The sequence below is a fragment of the Polaromonas sp. P1_E11 genome, from assembly GCF_056405995.1.
In genome coordinates, this window is record NZ_JBFUBA010000001.1 from 683,900 (window position 1) to 709,429 (window position 25,530).

Consider the following 25,530-nt stretch of genomic DNA (forward strand, 5'->3'; position numbering starts at 1 on the left):
GAAGTCTACTGAGGCTGTGAGCTGCTTGCTGGGACGGCGCTTTTGCCCCTGGCTTCGGAGGCCTTCTGCAGCATGGCTTTGGCTACGCCGCGCAGAATGTGGATCTCTTCGGGGCTAAGCTGGGCACGGTTGAACAACTGGTTAAGCCGCGGCATCAGTTTTTTGGGCGAGGCCGGATCCAGAAAGCCGATGCCGGTCAAGGCCTCTTCCCAGTGCCTGAGCATGCCCGCCACTGCGGCCGCGTCGGCCAGCGTGGGTTCGGCCGTGGCCGGCTGCACGCTGAAACCGCCCAGCGCCTGGCGCCAGTCATAGGCAATCAGCTGCACCGCCGCGCCCAGGTTGAGCGAACCGAATTTCGGGTCGGTCGGAATGCTCAGCGCCACATGGCAGCGGTAAACGTCCTCGTTCTGCATGCCGAAGCGCTCAGAACCAAACAAAAAAGCAACGGAATCTGGCTTTTGACCAATGGAGACGGGCGCAAGCAGCTCCTCTTTTGATAGCAGACCCGCCTGACCCATCAGCTGGGCAAAATGCTGGCGCGGTGCCCGCGTGGGCGGGCCGAAGTCGCGCGGCGTCATGGCGGTGGCGCACAGGTGGCTCATGCCGTCCACGGCCTCGTCCAGCGTGGCCACAATGCGGGCGTTTTTGAGAACGTCGAGCGCACCGCTGGCCCGCTGGATGGTTTCTTCGCGGTTGAGCACATTGGCCCAGCGCGGCGCCACCAGCACCAGGTCGTCAAAGCCCATGGTTTTCATGGCACGGGCCGTGGCCCCCACATTGCCGGCATGGCTGGTATTGATCAGGATGAATCGCGTGTGCATGGAGCTGGATTGTCCTATGCCGGCGGCTTCAGGACGCTGAGCAGTGCCTCCACCTTCGGCGACTTCGCTCCTTTGCGCCAGATCAGGTCAGTCTGGGCGCAGTCGCTGCCCGGCGGCAATGCGTGGATGCTGAGCCGGCCCCGCTCCGGAAAGGTTGCCAGCACGCTGCGCGGCACCAGCGAAATGCCCATGCCCACCACCACGCAGCCCAGCATGGCATGGTAGGACGTGATTTCAATCGTCTGCACCGGCATGCTGTTTTTCAGCAAGTACCAGGCTTCCAGCCGCGCGCGATGCGGGCAGCCCTTTTCGAAAGCCACCATGGCACGCGGAGGCTCGCCGTGGATTGCCGTAATGGGCGGGTGCCCGGCACTCGCAACAATGACCAGTTCCTCGGTGTAAATCGCCTCCCGTTCAAAGGGACCCTCCGCAATAGCCCCAGTGACCAGCGCCGCGTCCATCTCCCCCGCCAGCACAGCTGCGGCCAGTTGCTGCGGGTTGCCGGTTTTAAGCGCGAGCCTGACCTCCGGATAGAGACGCACAAAATCGCTCAGAGGGGCCGGCAACCGCACAGCCGAAGTGCTTTCCATGGCGCCAAGCACAAATGCGCCGCGCGGCTGCCCGCCCCGCACCGCATCGCGTGCTTCGTCAGCCAGGCTGATCAGGCGCCCGGCATAGTCCAGCAACACCTGCCCGGCTGGTGACAGGTGCAGCCGCTTGCCCTCACGGATAAAAAGCGGCACGCCGAGCTTTTCCTCCAGCTGGTGGATACGCGTTGTGATGTTGGATTGCACGCGGTGCAGGCGCTCGGCGGCACGCGTCACACCACCCGCTTCCACCACGGCACGAAAAATAACCAGGTCGCTTAGCTCCATGATCTCTTATGAAGATATTAATTATCTTTATTATTCATTTTTCAGAATGAATTGTCACGCGTATCGTCCAGCCCTCATCACTTCACACCACCCAAGGAACAAGAATGGCAAAGGCTTATTGGATCGTGCGCGTCTCGGTACGCAATATCGAGGAATACCCTCGTTACCTCACTGCGGCGCGGCCGGCCTTCGAGAAGTTCGGCGCACGCTTTCTGGTGCGCGGCGGCGCGTATGAATGCATGGAAGGCAACTCGCGCGAGCGCAACGTCGTCGTGGAGTTCTCCGACATGGCGACCGCCCAGGCCTGTTATGCCAGCCCCGAATACCAGGTGGCCCGGGCGATCCGTCAGCAACACGCTGACACGGATTTCCTGATCGCGGAAGGCGCCTAGAACAGGTTTCTGGACGATTGGGACGCGATATCGACCTTGGGAAGGGGCTGGGAAAGGACGGTTCGCGTTTATGGGAAAATACCGGCATTGCCCGCCGCCCGCATCGCCGGCGCCGGTTCGTTCCGCTCTTCCCTACAAGTTATGTCCAGCAATCTCCACCCCATGCTCAACGTGGCCATCAAGGCTGCGCGCGCTGCAGGCGCCATCATCAACCGTGCGGCGCTTGACGTCGAATCGGTTCGCATATCGGTCAAGCAGACCAACGACTTTGTCACCGAGATCGACCAGGCCGCTGAAGCCGCGATCATCGAAACGCTGCTGACCGCCTACCCCGGCCACGGCATCCTGGCCGAAGAATCCGGCAGCGAGCACGGCGCCAAAGACTCCGACTTCGTGTGGATCATCGACCCGCTGGACGGCACCACCAACTTCATCCACGGCTTTCCTGTTTATTGCGTCAGCATCGCGCTGGCAGTCAAGGGCAAGGTCGAGCAAGCCGTGGTGTACGACCCCACCCGCAACGACATTTTTTGTGCCACTAAAGGCCGCGGCGCCTACATGAACGACCGCCGCATCCGTGTGGCCAAACGGACCCGGCTGCAGGAATGCCTGATCTCCACAGGTTTTCCCTACCGCCCCGGTGACAAGCTCAAAAGCTATCTCAACATGCTCGGTGAAGTCATGAGCCAGTGCGCCGGCGTGCGTCGCCCGGGCGCAGCGGCGCTGGACCTGGCCTACGTGGCAGCGGGCTTCAGCGACGGCTTTTTTGAAACCGGCCTCAAGCCCTGGGACGTGGCGGCCGGCTCGCTGCTGGTCACCGAGGCCGGCGGCCTGATCGGCAACTTTACCGGCGAGGCCGACTTCATCGACCACGGCGAATGCGTGGCCGGCAATCCGCGCATTTACGGCCAGATGGTGGCCACTTTGGGTAAATACAGCAAATTTGCCGGCGCCGGCGACAAAGCCACGGTACGGCAGGCCCTGCAGGAAGACACCGTGAGCACCGAGACCGCCGACGCTACCGCCCAGCCCGCAGACAAACCAAAGCTGACCGCCAAAAAGATCAAAGCCCCCACGGTACGCCCCGACACCACACCGGACGCACCCTTCTAGCACCAGCCGTTGTAGGCAAAGGCCGCGATGAAGGCTTGAGCCGCATAGCCTCAGCTAAAATTTCCGCACTGCGCGGGGAGTCGCGTGTATGCGGCGGCCCTGACCGAACTGTTTTCGCACCTGGTAATAACTAGTAATAAAACTATGCCTGAATCCACCGTAAAAACCTCCTCCACACCGGCTGATGCAGCCTTGCTGCGCGAGGTCGCGGAACTGGTGGTGAGCGCCCTCAATCTTGAGGTGAGCGCCGACGATGTACAACCTGACGAACCGCTCTACGGCGACGGCTTGGGGCTGGATTCCATCGACATCCTGGAAATTGCGCTGGTTGTCTCCAAGCACTATGGCCTGCAGCTCAAGGCAGACCACGAAGACAACCACGCCATCTTTCATTCGCTGCGAAGCCTGGGCGACCATATTGCCGCCTGGCGAACCCAGTGACAGCTGTGCTGGCGACACGGTTTACCCAAGCCTGTCGCTGGGGCGGTATCGCGGCTCTGGGAATCGGCTACGCCGTGCTTTCCCATCTGGCCGCGGCATCGACGGCGCCGGGCTTGCTTGAGGCGCTGGTCGCCGTGCTTCCGCTGGTGGTGCTGGCCGTTGTCCTGGCCTGGCGTTCACCGCAGCGCCCTGTCATGCTGGCCCTTTGTGGTGTGGCCTGCCTCGGGTTTTATCTGTTCAGGGAATGGCTGATCACCCATTACAACTGGGTTTTCCTGCTTCAGCATGCGGGCACGTATGCCCTGCTGTGCGGAACTTTCGGCCGGACACTCGTGCGCGGCCGCACACCGATGATTGCGCAATTTGCCCGCATCGTGCATGGCGAGCTTTCGCCTGCGCTTGTTTCGTATACGCGGTCGGCCACCTTGGCGTGGGCCTTGTATTTCGGAATCATTGCGGGCTTTTCATTGCTGCTGTTCTGGCTTGCACCCGTTGCCGTCTGGTCAACCTTTGCCAACCTCCTGGGCATTCCCCTGCTCGCACTGATGTTTGCGGCGGAATATGCCGTTCGCTGCTACGCATTGCCGGCAGCAGATCGTGCCGGGCCGCTGGAAGCGATTCGCGCTTACCGGCAGGCTTCCGCAGAAAGCCGCGCACGCCGGCCATGACGACGTTTCCGCTGATCTCGCACACCCGGGCTGAAGACGTTGTGGCTTGCAGCCATGGCCGGACCGTTACCGTTGAACATTTTCTGGCCGATGTCAGGCAGCTTGCGGCGGCCCTTCCGTCAGGCAAGCATGTTCTCAATGTCTGCGCCGACCGCTACCGGTTTGCCGTGGGTATGGCGGCCGCCCTGCTGGCAGACAAGGTCAGCCTGCTGCCACCCACGCTGACGCCGGAAATGGTGAAACAGGTCCGCAGCTTTGCACCCGACGTGTTTTGCCTCGCGGACCAGCCACAGTCCCTGGACTTGCCATTGCTGGGCTGGACGGATGCGATGACACCCCGTTCGCCCGGCACCGCAACTGGCACGCAGTGCGATATTCCGCAAATTCCCGCATCGCGCATTGCCACCATCATGTTCACCTCTGGCTCGACCGGCACGCCGGTGGCGCACCGGAAAAGCTGGGGCGGGCTGGTTCGCAGCGCGCGGGCTGAAGCCGACCGGCTCGGCTTGCTGGATGGCCGCAAGCACAGCATCGTGGCGACAGTGCCTCCGCAGCACATGTTCGGCTTCGAGTCCACCGTGTTGCTGCCGCTGCACAGTGGCGCCATTCTGGTCGCCGCCCATCCGTTTTATCCGGCCGATATCTGCGCCGCACTGACGGAAGCAGCACGCCCCCGCATGCTGGTGACCACGCCTGTGCATTTGAAAGCGCTGCTGGCTTCAGGCCTGGACATTCCGCAGGTTGACCTGGTGCTTTCCGCCACGGCTCCCTTGCCACCCCAGCTGGCATCGGCCACCGAAGCCAGGCTGCAAGTCCCGCTGCTGGAAATCTACGGCTCCACCGAAACGGGACAAATCGCCACGCGACGCATGACCGAAGCCCTGGCGTGGACACTCTTTCCGGACGTCACGCTGAGCATCAGGCAGGGCCAGACCTGGGCCTCGGGAGGCCACGTCGACCAACCCACCCCGCTGGCCGATGAACTGGAGTCGGTGTCGGACACACAATTTCTGCTGCATGGCCGGACTGCCGACCTGATCAATATCGCGGGCAAGCGAAGTTCGCTGGGCTACCTGAACCATCAGCTCCACGCCATCCCGGGCGTGATGGACGGCGCCTTCTTCATGCCGGACGAGGGTTCCGGCGACACCGTGGTCCGGCTGATGGCCTTTGTGGTGGCACCGGGCCTGACGGCGCCAGCCCTTCTGGCGGCGCTGAGGGAGCGGGTTGACGCCATCTTCATCCCTCGGCCCCTCGTGCTGCTCGACAGCCTGCCACGCAACAGCACCGGGAAATTGCCGCGTGATGTGCTGGCTGCCCTGGCGCGCGACCATCTTCAAAAAAAATCTCTCGCTCCGGGCGAAACCCGGTTTTTCATCGCCCCGGACCACCCTGCGCTTGCCGGACATTTCCCCGGTACACCCATAGTTCCCGGTGTGGTGCTTCTCGACGCCGCCATACATGCCGTACAGCAGGCGCGTACCAGCCATGCCCCGGAGGTCTGCCAGATCAGCTCGGCGAAATTCCTCAGCACGGTAGGGCCCGGTGAGACGCTGACAATCTCCTGCAGCACCACCGCCTCCGGCAGCACGCGCTTTGACATTTCCAGCGGCGACCGGAAAGTTGCCACCGGAACCTTGCTGTTATCGCCGCAGCCATGAACACATCACGCGGGGCCAATGCGACATCCGGCGCCGAATGGCAGCAGCTCCCGGAACGCAGCAACGGCTTCATGCTGCGTGTCATGACGTGGATCTCGCTGAACCTGGGCCGCAGCGCCAGCCGCATCGTCCTTTACGGCATTGCCGTCTATTTCCTCGTTTTCGCGCCGGCGGCGCGCCGGACGTCGCGAAACTATTTGCGGCGCGTGTTCGAACTGCCGTCGCCCGCCGCGGTCGGCTGGCGTCATCTGTTCCGGCATTTCCTGAGTTTTGCTTCTGCCGTTCACGACCGTGTTTACTTGCTGAATGACCGCTTCGAGCTGTTCGATATCCGGGTGCATAACCAGCAACTGATCGACAAGGTGGTGGCTGACGGAAGAGGTGTGTTCCTCATCGGTGCCCATCTGGGCAGTTTTGAAGTACTGCGGGCCATCGGGCGCCAGCAACCGGGCCTGCGCATTGCCATGGTGATGTACGAGGAAAATGCGCGAAAAATCAACGCGGCAATGGGCGCCATCAATCCCAAAGCCCAGCTGGACGTCGTGGCTTTGGGACATATCGACTCGATGATCAGGGTGCACGAACTGCTGGATGAAGGCGCTGTCGTCGGCATGCTGGGTGACCGGTCACTCGGCAAGGACGACACGTATCCCATCGAGTTCCTGGGGGACGCTGCCGAGCTGCCACTGGGTCCTTTTCGCATGGCCGCCATCCTGAAACGTCCCGTGTTGTTCATGACAGGGCTATACCGGGGTGGCAACCGCTACGACATTCACTTCGAAGCACTGGCCGACTTTTCCGCGCTGCCTTCGCGCGGCCGCACAGCTGCGGTGCAATCCGCCATGACGCGCTATGCTGCACTGATGGCGCAATACTGCCGCAGCGCGCCTTACAACTGGTTCAATTTCTTTGATTTCTGGCGACCTGCGCCGCGGCAGTCCGGCCAGCCTGAACAAAACATCTGAGCATATGACACACCTTATTCAGCAAACATCCATCCCCGCCTCATCGCACATCACGCAACAGCCGTCACGGCCGGTCTTCGCGCTGGCCGCAGTTGTGATGGGTCTGGTGTTGGCCGCATTGAGCCCGGCAGCGCTGGCCGCCTGGGATCTTCAGCAACTGATGGATTCGCTGGCGCAAACCAAGTCGGGCCGCGCCACCTTCGTCGAAAAAAAGAGCATTGCGCTGCTCGACAAACCGGTGGAATCGTCCGGGGAACTGCTCTATACCGCACCAGACCGGCTGGAAAAGCGGACGCTCAAACCGAAGCCTGAATCCATGGTGGTGAACGGCGGAGAACTGGTGATTGAACGCGGGAAGCAAAAGTACCAGCTGCGGCTGCAGGCGTACCCCGAGCTGGCCGCGTTCATTGACAGCATTCGCGGCACCCTGGCGGGCGACCGCAGCGCGCTGGAGCGCAACTACCGGCTCAGCCTCGAAGGCACGGCCGAACGCTGGACCCTGCAATTGCAGCCGATCGATCCCAAAATGCAGGCGGTGATCCAGCGCATCCGCATCACGGGTGTGCGTGACCAGTTGCGCAACATCGACATCGCCCAGGCCGATGGCGACAGCTCCACCATGACCATCGAGCAAGTGGCAGCCCCGTGATGAACGGCGCACGCGGCCGCATGGCAGCCATTGCGGTATGGCTGGCATTCCTGATCGGTTGCGGCATTGTCATCAGCCGCACACACTTCACGACCGACCTGTCAGCGTTTTTGCCGCGTACTCCCACACCCGAGCAGCAACTGCTGATGGACCAGTTGACCGAGGGCCTGGCCTCACGCCTTGTCCTGGTAGGCATAGAAGGCTCCGATGCCCCTCAGCGTGCAGCGCTTTCCAAAAAAATGGCGCAGCAGTTGCGTGCCGATTCCGCTTTTGCCAGCGTGGCAAATGGCGAACCCGTCAATAGCGAGCGGGACCGCAATTTCCTGCTCAATCACCGTTACCTGCTGAGCCCTTCAGTGACGCCGGAACGATTCAGCGCGGACGGGTTGCACACGGCCCTCACTGACAGCATCGAATTGCTCGCTTCGCCCGCAGGCCTGATGGTCAAGGCCCTGCTGCCCCGCGACCCTACCGGCGAAATGGTGCAGTTGCTGGGCCAGCTCAACGGCGGAAGCCAGCCGCAACAGGCCCATGGCGCCTGGACTTCACGTGATGGCAAGCGCGCGCTGATGCTGCTGCAGACCCATGCAGCAGGCTCTGACACCGATGCCCAGCAACGCGCTATGACCGCCATCCACCAGGCCTTCGATGCGGCGGGCGGCTCCTCAACTGGTGCCAGCTTCGTCATGACGGGTCCCGGCGTGTTTTCGGTCACGTCCCGTGAAGCCATTCAAAGCCAGGTGAGCCATCTTTCGCTGATCAGCGTGGTGCTGATCGCGACGCTGTTACTGCTGGTTTACCGTTCTGTCAGCGCCCTTTTGCTCGGATTTTTGCCAGTGCTGAGCGGCGCGCTCGCCGGGATTGCCGCCGTCAGCCTGGGCTTTGGGTCGGTGCATGGCATCACGCTGGGCTTTGGCACAGCATTGATCGGGGAAGCCGTTGACTATTCCATTTATCTTTTCGTGCAGTCCGAAGATGCTGGCGCCGACCAGGCGCATTGGGTCAAGCGCTTCTGGCCCACCGTCCGGCTCGGCGTTCTGACCTCCATTGCCGGTTTTGCCTCTCTTTTGTTCTCGGGCTTTCCGGGGCTGGCGCAACTCGGCCTGTATTCGATTGCCGGCCTGGTCGTGGCCGCCGCAGTGACCCGCTATGTGCTGCCGCATCTGCTACCGCGCCATTTCCGCATCCATGATGTGTCGGCCATCGGGCGGGCGCTGGAGGGGCTGGTGCAGCGTGCGGCCTTGTTGCGATGGCCTGCCGCGGCCCTGCTGGTAGCGGCCTGTGCCGTCCTTGTGGGAAATCACGCCAGCCTGTTCAACGACAAGATTTCCTCGCTCAGCCCGGTCTCGCAAGCCGATGTGGCGCTGGATGAAAGCCTGCGTGCCGATATGGGGGCGCCTGACGTGCGCTATGTGGTGGTGGTCTCCGGCAGCAGCCAGGAGTCGGTGCTCCAGACCGCCGAACAGGTTTCAACCCTGCTCCAGGCACAGGTCGAGCGCGGTGAAATTGCAGGGTTCGAGAGCCCCAGCCGCTACCTCCCCAGCGTGGCCACGCAACGCGCCCGCCAGGCCAGCCTGCCCGCCGCTGAGGTGTTGCAGGCCCGCATGACCCAGGCCACGCAAGGGCTGCCAGTGCGCCCGGGGGTGTTTTCACCTTTCCTGGCAGAGGTCGCTGCAGCCCGCAGCCAGTCCTTGCTGCAGCCAGCCGACCTTGAAAAAACCTCGATGGCCATGGCCCTGGCTGCACTGCTCATTGGTAAAGACAGCCGCTGGAGCGCCCTGCTACCTTTGACTGCGTCCCAGGGACGAAACATCGACGCCGAGAACATTCGTGCCGCGCTGGCCACCAAGCCCTTGCCTGGCGTCCTTTTTGTCGACATGAAAACCGAGTCCGACCGTTTGTATTCCAGCTACCTGCACGAAGCCATCGTGCTGTCGCTGGGCGGGCTGGCTGTCCTCGTGGCCCTGCTGCTGGTGGTTTTCCGCTCCCCGTCCCGGGTGCTGCGGATCATTGCACCGCTGGCGGCCGCGGTCGTCACAGTCACGGCCGGACTTGCCCTGCTGGGCCAGCAACTGATCATCCTACACCTGGTGGGCCTGTTGCTGGTCGTGGCCGTGGGCTCCAACTACGCGCTGTTTTTTGACCGGCCCGATCCCCATGCCCCGATAGCGCCCCGAACCCTGGCGTCCATGCTGCTGGCTAATCTGACCACCGTCGGAGGGTTTGGCCTGCTCGCATTTTCCAAAGTATCCATCCTCCAAGCCATGGGCGTTACCGTTGCCCCGGGCGTCATCCTGGCGCTGGTTTATGCCGCAATTTTTGCCAGGAAGCCCCATGCCTGACCTCCGGTGGAAGCCCAGCATCCTGGTACGTGCGAGCATCACGCTGCATGCGGCGGCACTTGCGGCCATCCTTGTTGATTCCGGCTGGTGGCGCTGGGCGCTTGCCGCCGTGGTCCTCAACCACCTGTTGCTCACCGTCGTGGGTATGTGGCCCCGCAGCCAATGGCTTGGCCCCAACTGGACCCGCCTGCCCCAGGCCTCTGTCGCCAGGCGGGAAATCGCCCTGACCATCGATGACGGGCCCGATCCCGCCGTGACACCCAAAGTCCTGGACCTGCTCGACCAGTATGCGGCCCGCGCAACTTTTTTTTGCGTCGGTGACAAAGCCGCCCGCCATCCCGAGTTGTGCCGCGAGCTTGTGCGGCGCGGACATGCCGTCGAAAACCACAGCCAGCACCACCACCACTACTTTGCCCTGACGGGCCCGCGCAGCATGTTTCGCGAGTTGCAGGCGGCGCAAAACACACTGAGCGGCCTGACGGGCCAGCGGCCCCTTTTCTTTCGCGCTCCCGCCGGCCTGCGCAACCCCTTTCTTGACCCGGTACTGGCCCGGCTCGGCTTGAAGCTCGCCAGCTGGTCCGTGCGCGGCTTCGACACCCGCGTCGCCAATGCCGAGCGTGTAAAACGCAAACTCACAGCCGGGCTGCAAGCCGGAGCCATCTTGCTGTTGCATGACGGCAATGCAGCACGCACACCGCAAGGTGTTCCAGTCATCCTGGATGTCCTGCCCGCCTTGCTGGAGTCCATTGCGGCCGCCAACCTGCGCACCGTGACCCTGCAGCAGGCCCTCGCATGAATCCTACGCAGAAAACCCGACAGAGCCCGTGGTCACAAATAGGGCGGGTTATCTTTCAGCACATCTATCTGAAAGCCATTGGCACGATGCTTTTCATCGGCGTTTTTTTCGGCGCCTACTTTTACCTGCTCAAGCACCCGGCCTTTCCGATCGCGGTGATGCCTCTCACCTGGCCCGACCGCTTCATCGCTTTTGAACCGCTTGCCTTGCCGGTTTACCTCTCGCTATGGGTTTATGTCTCGCTGCCGCCCATCTTCTTTGGCGACCGGCGCGAACTCCTGCGCTATGGCGGCGCCATTGCGCTGACCTGCCTGGCGGGCCTGCTGGTGTTTTATTTCTGGCCCACGGCCGCGCCCGCTCCAGACATTGACTGGCCGAAATACCCGCAGATGCTTTTCCTGAAAAACATGGATGCGGCAGGCAACGCCTGCCCTTCGCTTCATGTGGCGACAGCCATTTTTTCAGGCATCTGGCTGCACCATCTGCTGCGCCGATTCTCCGTCCCCGCATGGCTGCTGGCGGTGAACGCCCTCTGGTGTTTCGGTATTGCCTATTCCACACTGGCCACAAGGCAGCATGTCGCGGTGGACGTCGCCGGAGGACTGCTCCTGGGAGGGGTGGCCGCCTGGTTGTCCCTGCATCTTCACAAACAGCGCACCGCAGGCAAGTAACAGCTGGTGTCCGGCATCACAATGGCGCCGGATTTGCCACCTGATTTGCTAAAGTGTCCTTTTCTTCAGATTGGTTTTTTCTCTGTATCCACTTTGGCTTTCCCACTTCACCGCAACCAGCAGCATGGGTCGCGGTCTTGCACAAACTCTCGACGCACTGCGCACGCGGCGGAGCGGGCTCGCCCCATGCACGTTCGACACAGTCGACCTGCCGACCTTTGCAGGTGAGGTCGCCGGCACGGACAGTGTGCAGCTTCCTGCGCAGTGGGCCCGCTTCGACTGCCGCAACAACCGGCTCGCCCTGCTGGGACTTCAGCAGGACGGCTTTGCTGAAGCGGCGGCAGCCGCCAGCAACAAATACGGCGCGCACCGCGTGGGGGTCTTCATCGGCACCAGTACATCGGGCATTTTGCAAACCGAACTCGCCTATCGACGGCGCGATCCGGGGACCGGCGCCCTGCCTCCCGATTTCATTTACGGCACAACACACAATACATTTTCTGTCGCTGATTTCACGCGCCAGTACCTTGGGCTGACCGGCCCGGCCGCCGTTGTGTCGTCTGCCTGCTCATCCAGTGCCAAGGTGTTCGCTTCAGCGCGGAGGATGATGCGGGCGGGTCTGATCGATGCTGCCGTGGTCGGCGGGGTAGATTCGCTGTGCCTCACAACCTTGTATGGTTTCAATTCTCTGGGCCTGATTTCCCCCCAGGCTTGCCGGCCATTCGACGCCGCCCGCAACGGCATCACCATTGGCGAAGCTGCCGCTTTCGCCCTGCTGGAGCCCACGCCGGCACAACCCGCCCCAGGTGATGTGCTGCTGTTGGGCGTCGGCGAATCCAGCGACGCTCACCACATGTCCTCCCCCCATCCCGACGGCCTGGGTGCACGGCTGGCAATGCAGCAGGCCCTGGACATGGCCGGCCTCACCACGGCCGGCATCGACTACATCAACCTGCACGGCACCGCCACACAAAGCAACGATGCCGCCGAAGCCAAGGCGGTGTCCGGGCTGTTCGGCCCAGGCACCCCCTGCAGTTCCACCAAGGGCGCCACCGGCCACACGCTGGGTGCCGCAGGCGGGCTTGAAGCCGTGATCTGCGCGCTCGCATTGCAGCACGGCTTGCTGCCCGGCGGCATCAACACCCACGAGCGTGACCCGGCACTGTCAGTCAACTACCTCCTGGACAACCAGGAGGCCGCCCCCCGGCATGTGCTCAGCAATTCCTTCGGCTTCGGCGGCACCAATTGCAGCCTGATTTTTGGCCGTGCCGGTTAAGGTCCCGACATGACACAAGCACAATCCCCATCCGCAAAAGCCCTGACGGTCTTTGTCGAAGGTGTTGGACTACTGGGGCCCGGACTGACGGGCTGGGAACAAGGGCGCGAACATCTCAAAGGCAGCACCGCCTATCAAGCCACGCGCTGCGTTCTTCCGCCACCCATGGCTTTGCCGCAGGCCGAACGCCGCCGGGCCGGCGCGGTGGTGAAGGTATCGCTGGCAGTGAGCGAGGAAGCCGTTGCAGCTTCGGGCCTGCAAGCTGCCATGCTGGCATCCGTCTTTTCATCTTCCAGCGGCGACGCCGTCAATTGCCACGAGATTTGCAATGCACTGGCCTCCAACGACAGGCTGATCTCCCCGACGCGCTTTCACAATTCAGTGCACAACGCCGCCTCCGGCTACTGGAGTATTTCAAGCGGCTCGATGGTTTCGTCTTCGGTGCTTTGCGCGCGCGATGCAAGTTTTTCGGCAGGCCTGCTGGAGGCCATGACCCAGGTGGCGGTGGACCAGATACCCGTGCTGCTGGTCGCCTATGACACCGATTACCCGGAACCGCTGCACAGCACACGTCCCATTCCCGACACCTTCGGCCTGGGATTGGTGCTGACACCCCACCGCAGTGAACGCAGCCAGGCGCAGTGGACGCTGGAACCAGACAACTGCCTGACGGCCTTGCCTGCCGACCGGCTCGATGACGCCGCGCTCGAACAGCTGCGCACAGACATTCCTGCGGCACGCTGCCTGCCGCTGCTGCTCAGCATCGCGCGGCAGCAAAGCGGCCGGATCGTGCTGGACTACCTTGACGGCCAACAGCTGACCCTGCAGGTGGCACCGTGATGCTTGCAGGCCTGATGCCCACCAAGGCCTGCAGCGCGCCTTTGAGCCTTGGGCACGACGAGATCGCGCGCCGCATTCCCCATCAAGGAAGCATGTGCCTGCTGGAGCGTGTCACGGCGTGGGACAACAGCCAAATTTCTTGCGAAGCCACCAGCCACCGTGCTCCCGGCAATCCCCTGCGTGCCTACGGAAGGCTGGGCGCCGCATGCGGGATTGAATACGCGGCGCAAGCCATGGCCGTGCATGGCGCACTGATCTCGGAAGCCGCGGCCGTCACTCAGGAAAATCGCACGGCAACCGATGACGCCGCCCCCTTCGGCTACCTGGTCAGCGTTCGCGGGGTCACCCTGCACGTCGAAAGACTCGACGACATAGACCTCGCGCTCACCATTCATGCCGAGCGCACGAGCGGCGACGCCGGCAGTATTCTTTATGGATTCACGGTTCATGCGGGCCCCGCGCTGCTTCTGTCGGGCCGCGCCGTGGTGATGCTCGACGCGCCATCAAAGGGGACTGCATGAACACCTCCGTACTCAAACGCGCACTGGTCACCGGTGGCAGTGGCGCCATCGGCTCGGCGATTTGCCGGCAGCTGGCTGCCGATGGATTTCATGTCATCGTGCATGCCAACCGCGGCCTCGATGCAGCATTAGCGCTGGTGGCCTCCATCCAGGCGTCAGGCGGTCATGCGGAGGCTGTGGCGTTTGATGTCACTGATGCCGCCGCAACCGCCACTGCACTGGAAATCCTGCTGCTTCAAGGGCCGGTCCAGGTGATCGTGAACAACGCCGGCATCCACGACGACGCGGTCTTTCCGGGCATGCAGCTGCGGCAATGGCAACAGGTCATCGATGTATCTCTCAATGGTTTTTTTCATGTCACCCAGCCTTTGATGATGCCGATGATCCGCACACGCTGGGGGCGTATCATCAACATCACGTCGGTCGCCGCAGTGGCAGGCAACCGCGGGCAGGTGAATTACTCGGCAGCCAAAGGCGCCTTGCATTCGGCCACCAAATCCCTTGCGCTGGAGGTGGCCAGCCGCGGCATCACGGTCAATGCGGTAGCGCCGGGCATCATCGCAACGCCAATGAGCCGGGACAGTTTTGATGCCACTGCCATCGCGCAGCTGGTACCCATGAAACGAGCCGGCCGACCCGAAGAAGTCGCCGACCTCGTGAGTTTTCTGACTTCAGAGCGCGCAGCTTACATCAGCGGCCAGGTTATTTCCATCAACGGCGGCATGATTTAAAAAGGCACTCCATGACCATTCCTGAAAACACTCCCACGGTGCATGCACCCCATGTCCCGCTGACCGAGTATTACCAGACAGAGCAGGACCGGCAAACCTATCTGCGCAGGATTTTTGACAGCACGGCGCCGGACTACGACCGCATCGAGGCGATCCTGGCCTGGGGCAGCGGTTCACGCTATCGACGCGACGCACTGATTCGCGGCGGCCTGAAAACCGGCATGAAAGTGCTCGACGTGGGCGTGGGAACCGGCCTGGTTGCCGCCCAGGCGTGTCTCTTGACCGGAGACCCCACGCTGGTGACCGGCCTTGATCCCAGCCCCGGCATGATGGCCGCCAGCAAGCTGCCAAAAACCATGGCGCTGGTTGAAGGCCGGGCCGAGTCCCTGCCGTTTCCGGACAACCATTTCGATTTTTTAAGCATGGGCTATGCCCTACGCCACATCAGCGACCTGGGTGTGGCATTTGCAGAATTTGAACGCGTGTTGAAGCCCGGTGGACGGCTCTGCGTGCTCGAAATCACCCAGGCAAAAAGCCCTTGGGGCCGCTGGTTGCTCAAAACCTACATGCGCGGCGTCATACCGCTGCTGACACGCTTCGTTTCGCGGCAAAAAGAAACCGCGTCCATCTGGCGCTACTACTGGGACAGCATAGAAGCCTGCGTGCCGCCCGAACAGGTCCTGGCCACGCTGCGCGCGGCGGGTCTGGCGGATGTCAGGCAACACCTGGAAGCCGGAGTATTTTCAGAATACCAGGCCGTCAAGTCGCTGCCCGGCTCTCCGGCCTCAACTCATCACGATCGCTGAAACAGGCGCCGGGCCAGCAGCACCGGCAAGCGCAGCACAAACCCGATAAAAAGCCGGGAATGCATCCAGGTGAGCAAAAGGTTGTCGCGCAGGTAGTTGAAGTGCGACACACCCCCCTCCTCGGGCCGAAAATACTTCACGGTGGCCGGCAGGTTGACCGGCTTCACACCGCGCCAGCACATGCGCACCACCGCTTCCGGGTCAAAGTCAAAGCGGCGCATCCAGCGCTGTCCGGCCATCACATCACGCAGCGGCGCGATCGGGTAAACACGAAAGCCGAACAGGGAGTCCCCGATGCCGGCCCACAGGGTTTCGAGGTCGGCCCATCCATTGGACACCTTGCGTCCGTTGACACGCAGGCGCGGCGCGTCCGCGGCGAACACCGGCACGCCGAGCACCATGACAGCGGGCTGGGCCAGCGACGCGACCATGAATTCCGGAATCAGGTGGGCGGGGTGCTGCCCATCCGAATCCATGGTCAACACATGGGTGAACCCCTGGGCCGCAGCCAGCTCGATTCCGTGCAGCACTGCGGCACCCTTGCCCACATTGCGCGGTAACACCACGACGCGCAAGCGGGCATCGTCCGCGGCCATTGCCAGCAGGCGGTCCGTGCTGCCGTCGGTGCTGCCGTCAACGACCACCCAGACCGGCGCCCACTGCGCAAGTGCACTGCGAACTGTTTCGTCAACTTTGACACCGGGGTTGTAACTGGGAATCAGGACGAGATGCGTCCTGGACGTGTCGCGAAGGGAATCATTCATCGAGGGATCTAACTTGAACGGAAAACTGCGTGCAGCTAGCTTCACGCCGGCGGCGCAGAAGCAGCCAGGGGGGACGAGCGGGTACGCCCCAGCTCGGTCTGGAAGTATTGCTCCAGCTCTGCGGTGAAGTGCGCCGTGTCGCTTACCGGCTCAAAGCATTTTCCGAGGCGAACACGGTAAGTGACCGGCATTTTCGGCGTCCATAGCAGGGACCAGCCCTTGCCCAGAAACCTCGAATCGGTTTCGATAAAAACGGTCTGTACCGACACACCCGCGTATTTGGAAATCAGGCTGGTCGTTCCCTGCATGCGCCCCACAGGAAACCGCCGCGTGCGGGTGCCTTCCGGGAAAAGCAGCAAGCTGCTGCCCTGGCGCAAGTCGGCGACAGCCAGCTGCACCATGGTGCGCAGCGGCGTATTGCGGATGTAGCCTACCAGCCGCGCACCGGCCCCAAAAAAAACGCTGTTGACGATATCCGCCTTCATGATGCAGGTGGCGTCCGGCAAACGCGACAGGATCATGATGGCGTCCAGCAGGGAAGGATGATTGGGCGCGATGATCACTGGAGGGCCTGCCTGAAGCGCATCCAGCGCCGTCAGGTCGAACCGGCAGGCCCCCATCAACACCAGCAGGCGCAGGTAAGAGCGGAAAGTGGCTGCTACAAGCCTGCGCCCCCATCGTTTGCTCAATACCCTCGGCAACAATGGCCGCATGACCACCGCGAGCAACGAGACCGCCAGGCTGACGCCGACAAGCACCAGGTAACCCACGCAAAGACGGGCGGTTTCATGCACCGCCCTGCGGCCCTTATTGGCCAGGGACGGCTCGGCAAGCACAGTGTCGGTCGGCTCCGCCCCGCTTGCGCTGTTGAAAGGCGAGATACTCGGCTCGGTCATTGCTTGCCTTTCGGTTGAGGTCGTGGGCCCTGGCGCAGACCGTATCCGGCTTGCTTTTTTGAATGGATGAATCCAAGCGAGTCTACCTCCTCACAAATATGGTTCTTTGGCCAATTGCCGGATTCCGGCGTAAGGCTTCATCCCGACTGAAGGCCGCACTCCATGCTTTTCAGGCAGAAGTCGAACGTCGCGGTAAGTGCCTGATAGTAAAGGACAATCAGGAGCCGGAAACATCGAGGAACGGCCCCTGAGATAGGCGCCAGGTGAGACGAAAATGCAAAAAGAAGGAAGCGCGCACGCGCCAGGTTATTGATGCAAAAAGAAACAATTCGCGGCAAAAACCCAACAGGGGGGGCGCCGGAAGACACACCCATGATGACGCAATACAAGCGCATCAAGGCGGAGTACCCCGACACCCTGGTTTTCTACCGCATGGGGGACTTCTACGAGGTCTTCTTTGCCGATGCGGAAAAGGCCTCCCGCCTGCTGGACATCACGCTGACGCGGCGCGGCCAGTCCGCGGGCGAGCCGGTCGTCATGGCGGGCGTGCCCTTTCATTCGCTGGAAGGCTACCTGGCCAAACTTATCAAGCTCGGCGAGTCGGTGGCCATCTGCGAGCAGGTCGGCGACGTCGCCACCAGCAAAGGCCCCGTGGAGCGCAAAGTGGTGCGCGTGGTCACGCCCGGCACACTGACCGACACCGAGCTGCTGAGCGACAAAACCGAATCCATCCTGCTGGCCGTGCACCAGGGGCCGCGCAACACCTGCGGCCTGGCCTGGCTCAGCGTGACGCAGGGAGAAATCCACCTGGCGCACTGCGCCAATGACGAACTCGAAGCCTGGCTGGCGCGCGTGGCGCCCAGCGAACTGCTTTACAACGTCGATGTGACGCCGGCCTTTGAGCAGCGCCTCAAGGCCCAGCGCTGCGCCGCCAGCGCCCGGCCCGCATGGCAGTTTGATTCCGCCCTGGGCGCGCGCCGCCTGCTGGACCAGCTCAAGGTCGCCTCGCTCGCATCCTGGAATGCCGAAGCATTGAACGAAGCGCATGCCGCAGCCTCGGCACTGCTGGGCTACGCTGAACACACCCAGGGCCGGGCGCTGTCGCATGTCCAGGGCCTGCAGGTGGTGCGTTCGGGCGAGCTGATCGAGCTGCCGCAAACCACGCGCCGCAACCTGGAACTCACGCAGACCCTGCGCGGTGAAGACTCGCCCACGCTGTTTTCGCTACTGGACACCTGCACCACCGGCATGGGCAGCCGTGCACTCAAAAGCTGGCTGCTCACGCCGCGCCGCGACCGCGCACAGGCTGCCGACAGGCTGGATGCCATTACCCACCTGCGCGGCGGCTCCCAGCAAACCCTGCGCGCCAAACTCAAGGGCTGCAGCGACGTGGAACGCATCACCGCCCGCATCGCGCTGCGCCAGGTGCGGCCGCGAGAACTCGTGGCCCTGAAAGACACGCTACAAAAAACAGAGCTGGTTGCGCCCGCTGGTATTGGGCTGCCGGCACTTTTAACCAAAACTTTTGAAGACCTGCAGCCGCCGGCAGGCTGCCGCGAACTGCTGGGCCGCTATGTGCTGGATGAGCCCGCCGCACTGATACGCGACGGCGGCGTCATCAACCACGGCTGCGATCCAGACCTGGACGAATTGCGCGCCATCCAGACCAACTGCGACGACTTTCTGCTGGACCTGGAAGGCCGCGAAAAAGCCCGCACCGGCATCGCCAACCTGCGCGTGCAGTTCAACAAGGTGCACGGCTTCTACATTGAAGTCACCCAAGGCCAGCTCGACAAGGTGCCCGACGACTACCGCCGCCGCCAGACGCTGAAAAACGCCGAGCGCTACATCACGCCCGAGCTCAAAGCCTTTGAAGACAAGGCCCTGTCGGCGCAGGAGCGCGCATTGGCGCGCGAGAAGTGGCTGTATGAACAGCTGCTCGACCAGTTGCAGGACTTCATTCCCGCGCTGAGCCGCCTGGCACGCGCTCTTGCCTCACTCGACGCGCTGTGCGCGTTGGCCGAACGCTCACTCACCCTCAACTGGGCAGCACCGGTGTTTGTGCGCGAACCCTGCATCGACATCAGCCAAGGCCGCCACCCGGTGGTGGAGGCTCGTCTGGCCGAGACGGGCGGCGGCGCCTTCATCGCCAACGATTCCGTCATGAGCGGCAAGCACCGCATGCAGGTCATCACCGGCCCCAACATGGGCGGCAAGTCGACCTATATGCGCCAGGTGGCGCTGATCGTGTTGCTGGCCAGTGTGGGCTCATATGTGCCGGCGGCCAGCTGCCGGCTCGGGCCCATAGATGCCATCCACACCCGCATCGGTGCAGCCGATGACGTGGCCAACGCGCAATCGACCTTCATGCTCGAGATGACCGAGGCCGCGCAGATTTTGCACGCCGCCACCCCGCATTCACTGGTGCTGATGGACGAGATCGGCCGGGGCACCTCCACCTTCGACGGCCTGGCGCTGGCCGGCGGCATTGCCGCCTACCTGCACAACAAGACGCAGGCTTTCACGCTGTTTGCCACGCATTACTTTGAGCTCACCGAATTTCCGGCGCAACACCACGGCGCGATCAATGTGCATGTGAGCGCGGTCGAGTCCGGCGCCGACATCGTGTTTTTGCACCACATCGAGCCCGGCCCTGCCAGCAAAAGCTACGGGATTGCCGTGGCCAGGCTGGCCGGCGTGCCCGCTGCCGTCGTCAACCACGCCCGCCACGCGCTCAATGCGCTCGAAGCCCACCAGACCGAAGCGCGCGCCCAGGTCGACCTGTTCGCCGCCCCGCCCGAAGCCGCCGCGCCCGAGCAAAGTGCCGTAGACAAGGCATTGGGTACCATAGACCCCGATGCACTGAGTCCGCGCGAGGCGCTGGACGCCCTGTACCGCCTGAAAAAGATCTCCGCCTCACAGTGACCCAGCGCAACCCGACCGCCCCCACACTTCCAAGCCACCAAAGCCACCTCATGACTTACTGCGTCGCCGCCAAACTCAACGCCGGGCTGGTGTTCCTGTCAGACTCCCGCACCAACGCGGGCCTGGACCACATCAGCACCTTCCGCAAAATGATCGTCTATGAAAAGCCGGGCGACCGTTTCATGGTGTTGCTGTCGGCCGGCAATCTGTCGATTTCCCAGTCGATCCGCGAGATCCTGCAGGTCGAGCAGCTCAAGGACCCCGACGGCGGCGAAGCCATCACGATCTGGAACGCCAAAAGCATGTTTGATGCCGCGCGCGTGCTGGGCTCGGCGATACGCCGCGTCTACGACCGCGACGCCGAAGCATTGAAAAACGCCGATGTCGACTTCAACGTGTCGCTGGTCTTCGGCGGGCAGATCCGCGGCGAGAACATGCGCCTCTTCCAGATGTATTCGGCCGGCAACTTCATCGAAGCCACCGACGAGACGCCTTATTTCCAGGTCGGCGAATCCAAGTACGGCAAACCCGTGCTGGACCGCGTGCTCACCCCGGCCACGCCGCTGGCCGAAGCCGCCAAGTGCGTGCTGGTATCCATGGACTCGACCATGAAGTCGAATCTCTCGGTTGGCCTGCCGCTGGACCTGGTGGTCTATGAGGCCGACACCTACCGGAGCGACAAGATCGTCTGCATCGACAACGACAACCCCTACTACCGCATGATGCACAGCAGCTGGGGCCAGAAGCTGCGCGAGGTGTTCGACAGCATCGAAGACCCGGTGTGGGACGACGCGCACACCGACATCCCGCTGAAGATGCCGGCCACCCGGCACGAGGCTCTGAAGAAGATCAGCACGCCTGACGAGAAACTGATTTAAGCCGTGCCTGCCAACGCAAAGCCGCTGGTCATTTTTTCCCACGGCAACAGCTTCCCGGCCAGCACTTACAGCGCGGTGTTCCAGAGCCTGAAAGCACGCGGCTTTCAGGTCAAGGCGATTGAAAAATTCGGCCATGACCCGCGCTACCCCGTCACCAGCAACTGGCCGCACCTGGTGCAGCAGCTGGCCGACTTCACAGCCCGCGAGGTTGAAAAATCCGGCCAGCCGGCTTTCCTGGTGGGCCATTCGCTGGGCGGATTTTTAAGCCTGATGTGCGCTGCGCGCAACCCGGTGCTCGGCGGCCAGCCCGTCAAGGGCGTGGTGCTGGTCGACTCCCCCATCCTGGGCGGCTGGCGCGCCGCGGCGCTGAGCGTCGCCAAGCGCGCACAACTGGTGGGCTCCATCTCCCCCGGCGCCATCAGCCGCAAACGCCGTCACCAATGGGTAGGCAAAGACGAGGTCTTTGAACACTTTCGCAGCAAGAAGGCATTTGCCGCCTGGGACGAGCAAGTGCTGCGCGATTACATCGAGCATGGCACCCACGACGATGCCGGCGAAGGCGAAGGCCAGCGCCTGCTGAGCTTCGACCGCGACGTCGAAACCGCGATCTACAACACGCTTCCCCACAACCTGGAAGGGTTGCTTAAACGCCACCCGCTGAAATGCCCTGTTGCCTTTATCGGCGGGCGGCAGTCGGCCGAGATGAAGCAGGTTGGGATGGCGATGACGGAGAAGGTGACGAAGGGGCGGATCATGATGCTGGATGGGAGTCATCTGTTTCCGATGGAGAAGCCGTTGGCAACGGCGGCTGCGGTTGAGGCGGCTTTGAGGAATTTCCTCGAGTAGGCTGCTGTTGTTTCCGGCGGTGCGCCCTCTGCTGGGTGTTGCTGGCCGGGGGTAGCCCGGCGGCTACTCACTTTTCTTTTGCTTCGCCAAAAGAAAAGTAAGCAAAAGAAAAGGCGACCCTGCTGTCTGCGTCCCTACGCTTCGCTGCGGGCAACCTGCGGTGCTCGGTTCAGGCGGGGTCTCGCTCGAACTCGCTTCGCTCAGACAATCGCGATCCCTGATCCGCCTGAACCTGCGCTCCTCGGCGCAGACAGAAGGGGCTGGCGGGAGCGGGGACCGAAGACAAATACCAACTCCAATACCAAAACCAACAAGGACACGCCATGGCGTGTCCTTGTTTCCTCAAGTGTTCGGTGTTCCTCTCCCACCCCCTTGTGGATGCGCCGAGGAGCGGAGGGCCAGACGGATCAGGGCAAAAACTTGTTTGAGCCGAAGGCGAGTTGTTTTTGACCCCGGCTGGACCGAGCACCGCAGGTTGCCCGTAGCGAAGCGGAGGGACGCAGGAACCAGGGTCGCCTTTTCTTTGCTTACTTTCTTTTGGCGAAGCAAAAGAAAGTGAGTTGCATGCCGGGCAACCCCCGGCCAGCAATCCTCAGCAAAGAGCGCAATGCCGGAGCAAAATCCGGCCTCAAGGAATCGCTATCAATTCAATAGCTGCCAGCGCCCGTCCCTATTGCCCCAAAGGCCAAAAAACCTCCCTAAAAGTGTAGATTTCAGCGATATTGACGCTGCAGGGACTTACCCTCAAGACTGCGGTTCAACATTCGCAACAGACTGGATAAACTAGCCCAGCACATCCGGCAGCCCCTGTGCCGCGCATCAGAAAGATTCTCAGAGGAGGTTTCTCATGGCCCTGTCCTTTATCGTCACCCTTGCCGTGACCTTTCTAGCCTGGGCAGTTGCAGCGGTGCTGTCCCAAAGCATGGGTGACGCGATGACGCTGAGCGCATCTGTCTGGCTGGCCACGGGTGTCACGTTCGGCGCGCTGCTGGCCGTGAAACCGCCCAAGCGCCCCGCCGTGCTGGCGGGCGCCGCGCTGGCGGCCATCGCGCTGGCCTTGCTGGACGGCCTGGCCGTGTTGCCTGCCATCGGCTTTGGCCTGAACGAAGCCCTCTGCGCCAGCCTTGGCGCCTGGGTGGCGCGCCTGCTGCGCAGCACCGGGCCCGACGGCGGCATGGAGCCGGGCAAGGCTTACGCCGGCGTGCTGCTGGGCGCGCTGCTGACCTCTGCGCTGGGTGCCAGCATCGGCGTGATGCTCTGGAGCTGGGCCCTGCCGGAGCCCGTTGTCCTGCTGACCGAATGGCGTGTGTGGACCTGCACCACCTTTGTCGGCATCTTGCTGATTGCGCCGCTCATCACTGCGTTTTCCGGCTTCAAGGTCAAGCGCTCGGGCGGCATGGCCACCAGCCAGTTCCTGGCGGGCGCGGGCACCTTCCTGCTTTTCTTTGTGGTGGCGGGGCTGATCTTTTCAAGCGATGTGTCCGACCGCTTCAGCGCATCACTGGGCCCCACCCTCACCTATCTGCCGCTGCCCTTCATGGTAGTGACCGCCATCCTCTGGAAGGAACGCGGCGCCACGGTGGCCACGCTCATCGGCGCGCTGGCCCTGGTAGCCTGGACCAACGCCGGCGGCGGCCCCTTCGCCGAAGTGGAAGGCTTTCCGGGTGAGGCCGTGATCGAGGTGCAAGGTTATGTCGCCGTGATGGCGCTGCTGGTGGGCGTGGTCAATGCCCTGGGCGCCACCGCCGCCCAGGCCCTGGCGCAGGCGCAAGACTGGCGCACCCGCTACCGCCAGGTGCTGGACTCCAACCGCACGGTGGTCGCCAATTTTGACGCCAGGACGGGCGCTGCCGAATGGGGCGAAGGCGCCAGCGAGTTGCTGCGCACCAACGCCAACGCGCTGCTGACCGTGCAGGACTTCATCGCCCACACCGACCCGCAAGAGCAGCCCGGGCTGCAAGCCGACTGGCGCGACCTGACCCAGGGCCAGCGCGACCACGTGCTGTGGAAGAACACCTTGCGCTGGAGCGACGGCCGCGTGGCCAGCGTGAGCGCGCGCCTGTCAGGCGTGCGCGGGGCCGACGGCAATGTCGAACAGGTTGCAGCGCTACTGGAAGTCGAGGCCTGACGTGGCTCTGGACACTTCCAGCACCGCGTCCGCCGAGTCGCCAGCGCCGGCCGTCGACAAGAAGACGCCGGCCGTTTTCCTCATCCACGGGCTTGGCGGCACGCAATACGATTTGGGCTCCATGCACAAGCGGCTGAAAAACGCGGGCTTCGTCACGCACTCCCTGACCCTGCCCGGCCACGGCACCACGCCCGAGGATTTGGTGAACGTGACCGCCGAACAGTGGATGGATGCCGTCACCGCCAAGTACCACGAGGTGGCCGCGCTGCACGACAACTTCCACATCATGGGCATGTGCATGGGCGCGCTGCTGGCCACCGAGCTGGCCAAGCGGCAAAAGCACACGCGCGGCAAGCTGATCGCGCTGGCGCCGCCTATCTACATCGACGGGTGGGCCACCGCCTGGTACACACCGCTGCGCCACCTGATGTACCACTTGCCCGGCGTTCCGGCACGCATGAAGGTCGAGGAAGAAGACCCTTTCGGCATCAAGAACGAACAGCTGCGCGCTATCGTCAAAGCCAAATTTGCGCGCGGTGAAGCCTTTCATTACCGCTGGGTACCGCTGGCCTGCGTGCGGCAGGTAGACCGGCTTCGCGGCTGGGTCATGACGGGCCTCAAAGACATGGCCAGCGAAACCCTGGTCATCCACGCACGCGAAGACGAACTCACCAGCCTGAACTCGGCCAACTACCTGGTCGAGCAGATCGGCGGCGCCAAAGCCCGCATGGTGGTGCTGGAAAACAGCTATCACATGATCTGCGTCGACAACGACCGCGAACAGGTTGCCCGCAACGTGCTGGAGTTTTTCGGCGCCAGCAGCGCGGCCTCACTGGGCATGGCGGTAGACGACCCGAAGATGAGCCCCGAAGCACTGGTCGCCTTTGCGCAAGCGCTGCGTACCTCGCTGGAGGCCGGCGACTTCACCGGCATCTTTGCCAGAGGCGCTTCGGACATGGCATGGTTCCAGCCCGGCGCCAACCGCGCCAGCGGCGTCTACCGCGGCAACAAGGGTCTGCAAGCCATGCTGCCGTGGGCCGCTGCAGTGCGGTTCACGGCATTCGGGCAGCCGGTGTTCAATGCCGGCGTGGCGGTGGTGCCTGCCACCCTGACGACCGGCGGCCTGATGTCGCAGGGTGTGCTGGCCTTTGCGGTGCGCTCGGGCCGGCTGCTCGATGCACGCTGGTTTCCCGACGACGTGGCGCTGGAAGACGCGCACTTTGGTGAACCGGTGGCCCCCGCCGGGCCCAGCGAAGCCGAGCGCGCTTTTGAAGCCGCCGGCATCGTGGTGAAGGCGCTGGCCAAGCCGCCCGACAACGAAGCCCTGCTGGGCCTCTATGCCCTGTACAAACAGGCAACGCTGGGCGACGCGACCGGCGAACGCCCCGGCATGATGGACGTGACGGGCCGCGCCAAATACGATGCATGGGCCCAGCGCAAGGGCATGACCCGCGAAGACGCGATGGCCGGCTACACAGCCCTGGTGGAAAAGCTCAGGTCCGCCTGAGCGTTAGCCCTCGCAAGC

At 63.0% G+C, this 25,530-nt stretch carries 24 protein-coding genes; 20 read left to right on the top strand and 4 right to left on the bottom strand.

All coding sequences use genetic code 11. From position 1 onward, the window contains the following. Positions 1 to 5: 5 nt before the first annotated feature. Together AC1D11_RS03410 and AC1D11_RS03415 are read right to left on the bottom strand one after the other, a co-directional pair. On the bottom strand, positions 6 to 821 hold the full coding sequence (locus AC1D11_RS03410; protein ID WP_477648090.1) for an RNA methyltransferase: 816 nt from the start codon (positions 819 to 821) through the stop codon (positions 6 to 8). Between the two features lie 14 nt (positions 822 to 835). Then, positions 836 to 1,696, bottom strand: a complete 861-nt coding sequence (locus tag AC1D11_RS03415; protein ID WP_477648089.1) for a LysR substrate-binding domain-containing protein — start codon at positions 1,694 to 1,696, stop codon at positions 836 to 838. Between the two features lie 104 nt (positions 1,697 to 1,800). Here AC1D11_RS03415 and AC1D11_RS03420 point away from each other — a divergent pair, with 104 nt between their 5' ends. The 15 genes from AC1D11_RS03420 to AC1D11_RS03490 all read left to right on the top strand — a co-directional run bounded on the left by AC1D11_RS03420 (position 1,801) and on the right by AC1D11_RS03490 (position 15,568). Beyond that, positions 1,801 to 2,088 (top strand): DUF1330 domain-containing protein, encoded by a 288-nt coding sequence (locus AC1D11_RS03420; protein WP_477648088.1) that lies wholly within the window; start codon positions 1,801 to 1,803, stop codon positions 2,086 to 2,088. Positions 2,089 to 2,229: 141 nt separating this feature from the next. After that, positions 2,230 to 3,201, top strand: coding sequence for an inositol monophosphatase family protein (locus tag AC1D11_RS03425; RefSeq protein WP_477648087.1), 972 nt, complete (start codon positions 2,230 to 2,232; stop codon positions 3,199 to 3,201). Positions 3,202 to 3,345: 144 nt separating this feature from the next. Further along, positions 3,346 to 3,642 carry a phosphopantetheine-binding protein gene (locus tag AC1D11_RS03430; protein WP_477648086.1) on the top strand — a complete coding sequence of 99 codons (297 nt, stop codon included), beginning with the start codon at positions 3,346 to 3,348 and terminating at the stop codon, positions 3,640 to 3,642. Then, entirely contained in the window at positions 3,639 to 4,310 is a 672-nt protein-coding gene (locus tag AC1D11_RS03435; protein WP_477648085.1) for a COG4648 family protein, read from the top strand. Before AC1D11_RS03430 ends, AC1D11_RS03435 begins: the two co-directional genes overlap by 4 nt. Further along, complete coding sequence (locus AC1D11_RS03440) at positions 4,307 to 5,971, top strand: AMP-binding protein (RefSeq protein ID WP_477648084.1); 1,665 nt, start codon at positions 4,307 to 4,309, stop codon at positions 5,969 to 5,971. Before AC1D11_RS03435 ends, AC1D11_RS03440 begins: the two co-directional genes overlap by 4 nt. Next, on the top strand, positions 5,968 to 6,936 hold the full coding sequence (locus tag AC1D11_RS03445) for an LpxL/LpxP family acyltransferase (protein WP_477648083.1): 969 nt from the start codon (positions 5,968 to 5,970) through the stop codon (positions 6,934 to 6,936). The genes AC1D11_RS03440 and AC1D11_RS03445 overlap by 4 nt, the downstream gene beginning before the upstream one ends. A 4-nt stretch (positions 6,937 to 6,940) precedes the next feature. After that, positions 6,941 to 7,585, top strand: a complete 645-nt coding sequence (locus AC1D11_RS03450) for a LolA-related protein (protein WP_477648082.1) — start codon at positions 6,941 to 6,943, stop codon at positions 7,583 to 7,585. Beyond that, entirely contained in the window at positions 7,585 to 9,927 is a 2,343-nt protein-coding gene (locus tag AC1D11_RS03455; RefSeq protein WP_477648081.1) for an MMPL family transporter, read from the top strand. Before AC1D11_RS03450 ends, AC1D11_RS03455 begins: the two co-directional genes overlap by 1 nt. After that, on the top strand, positions 9,920 to 10,723 hold the full coding sequence (locus AC1D11_RS03460; protein WP_477648080.1) for a polysaccharide deacetylase family protein: 804 nt from the start codon (positions 9,920 to 9,922) through the stop codon (positions 10,721 to 10,723). The genes AC1D11_RS03455 and AC1D11_RS03460 overlap by 8 nt, the downstream gene beginning before the upstream one ends. Positions 10,724 to 10,809: 86 nt before the next feature. Beyond that, positions 10,810 to 11,394 carry a phosphatase PAP2 family protein gene (locus AC1D11_RS03465; protein ID WP_477648079.1) on the top strand — a complete coding sequence of 195 codons (585 nt, stop codon included), beginning with the start codon at positions 10,810 to 10,812 and terminating at the stop codon, positions 11,392 to 11,394. Positions 11,395 to 11,476: 82 nt separating this feature from the next. Next, on the top strand, positions 11,477 to 12,670 hold the full coding sequence (locus AC1D11_RS03470) for a beta-ketoacyl-[acyl-carrier-protein] synthase family protein (protein ID WP_477648150.1): 1,194 nt from the start codon (positions 11,477 to 11,479) through the stop codon (positions 12,668 to 12,670). 9 nt (positions 12,671 to 12,679) lie between these two features. Then, positions 12,680 to 13,510: a beta-ketoacyl synthase chain length factor gene (locus tag AC1D11_RS03475; RefSeq protein ID WP_477648078.1), complete on the top strand. Its 831-nt coding sequence runs from the start codon at positions 12,680 to 12,682 to the stop codon at positions 13,508 to 13,510. Then, positions 13,510 to 14,031, top strand: a complete 522-nt coding sequence (locus AC1D11_RS03480) for an ApeP family dehydratase (protein WP_477648149.1) — start codon at positions 13,510 to 13,512, stop codon at positions 14,029 to 14,031. The genes AC1D11_RS03475 and AC1D11_RS03480 overlap by 1 nt, the downstream gene beginning before the upstream one ends. Further along, positions 14,028 to 14,762 carry a 3-oxoacyl-ACP reductase FabG gene (gene fabG / locus AC1D11_RS03485; protein WP_477648077.1) on the top strand — a complete coding sequence of 245 codons (735 nt, stop codon included), beginning with the start codon at positions 14,028 to 14,030 and terminating at the stop codon, positions 14,760 to 14,762. The genes AC1D11_RS03480 and fabG overlap by 4 nt, the downstream gene beginning before the upstream one ends. An 11-nt stretch (positions 14,763 to 14,773) precedes the next feature. After that, on the top strand, positions 14,774 to 15,568 hold the full coding sequence (locus AC1D11_RS03490; RefSeq protein WP_477648076.1) for a class I SAM-dependent methyltransferase: 795 nt from the start codon (positions 14,774 to 14,776) through the stop codon (positions 15,566 to 15,568). Here AC1D11_RS03490 and AC1D11_RS03495 read toward each other — a convergent pair. Both AC1D11_RS03495 and AC1D11_RS03500 read right to left on the bottom strand, forming a co-directional pair. Beyond that, positions 15,556 to 16,332, bottom strand: coding sequence for a glycosyltransferase family 2 protein (locus AC1D11_RS03495; RefSeq protein WP_477648075.1), 777 nt, complete (start codon positions 16,330 to 16,332; stop codon positions 15,556 to 15,558). The genes AC1D11_RS03490 and AC1D11_RS03495 overlap by 13 nt on opposite strands. 41 nt (positions 16,333 to 16,373) lie before the next feature. Further along, complete coding sequence (locus AC1D11_RS03500) at positions 16,374 to 17,228, bottom strand: lysophospholipid acyltransferase family protein (protein ID WP_477648074.1); 855 nt, start codon at positions 17,226 to 17,228, stop codon at positions 16,374 to 16,376. Positions 17,229 to 17,540: 312 nt separating this feature from the next. Here AC1D11_RS03500 and mutS point away from each other — a divergent pair, with 312 nt between their 5' ends. The 5 genes from mutS (at position 17,541) to AC1D11_RS03525 (ending at position 25,512) form a co-directional block, all read left to right on the top strand. After that, entirely contained in the window at positions 17,541 to 20,153 is a 2,613-nt protein-coding gene (gene mutS, locus AC1D11_RS03505) for a DNA mismatch repair protein MutS (protein WP_477648073.1), read from the top strand. 50 nt (positions 20,154 to 20,203) lie between these two features. Next, positions 20,204 to 21,031 (top strand): proteasome-type protease, encoded by an 828-nt coding sequence (locus AC1D11_RS03510; RefSeq protein ID WP_477648072.1) that lies wholly within the window; start codon positions 20,204 to 20,206, stop codon positions 21,029 to 21,031. 3 nt (positions 21,032 to 21,034) lie between these two features. Further along, complete coding sequence (locus tag AC1D11_RS03515; RefSeq protein ID WP_477648071.1) at positions 21,035 to 21,877, top strand: alpha/beta hydrolase; 843 nt, start codon at positions 21,035 to 21,037, stop codon at positions 21,875 to 21,877. 847 nt (positions 21,878 to 22,724) lie between these two features. Continuing rightward, positions 22,725 to 24,005 carry an MASE1 domain-containing protein gene (locus tag AC1D11_RS03520; RefSeq protein WP_477649847.1) on the top strand — a complete coding sequence of 427 codons (1,281 nt, stop codon included), beginning with the start codon at positions 22,725 to 22,727 and terminating at the stop codon, positions 24,003 to 24,005. A gap of 1 nt (position 24,006) precedes the next feature. Next, a complete protein-coding gene (locus tag AC1D11_RS03525) occupies positions 24,007 to 25,512 on the top strand; it encodes an acyl-CoA-binding protein (RefSeq protein WP_477649848.1) in 1,506 nt (501 codons plus the stop codon). Positions 25,513 to 25,530: the final 18 nt, after the last annotated feature.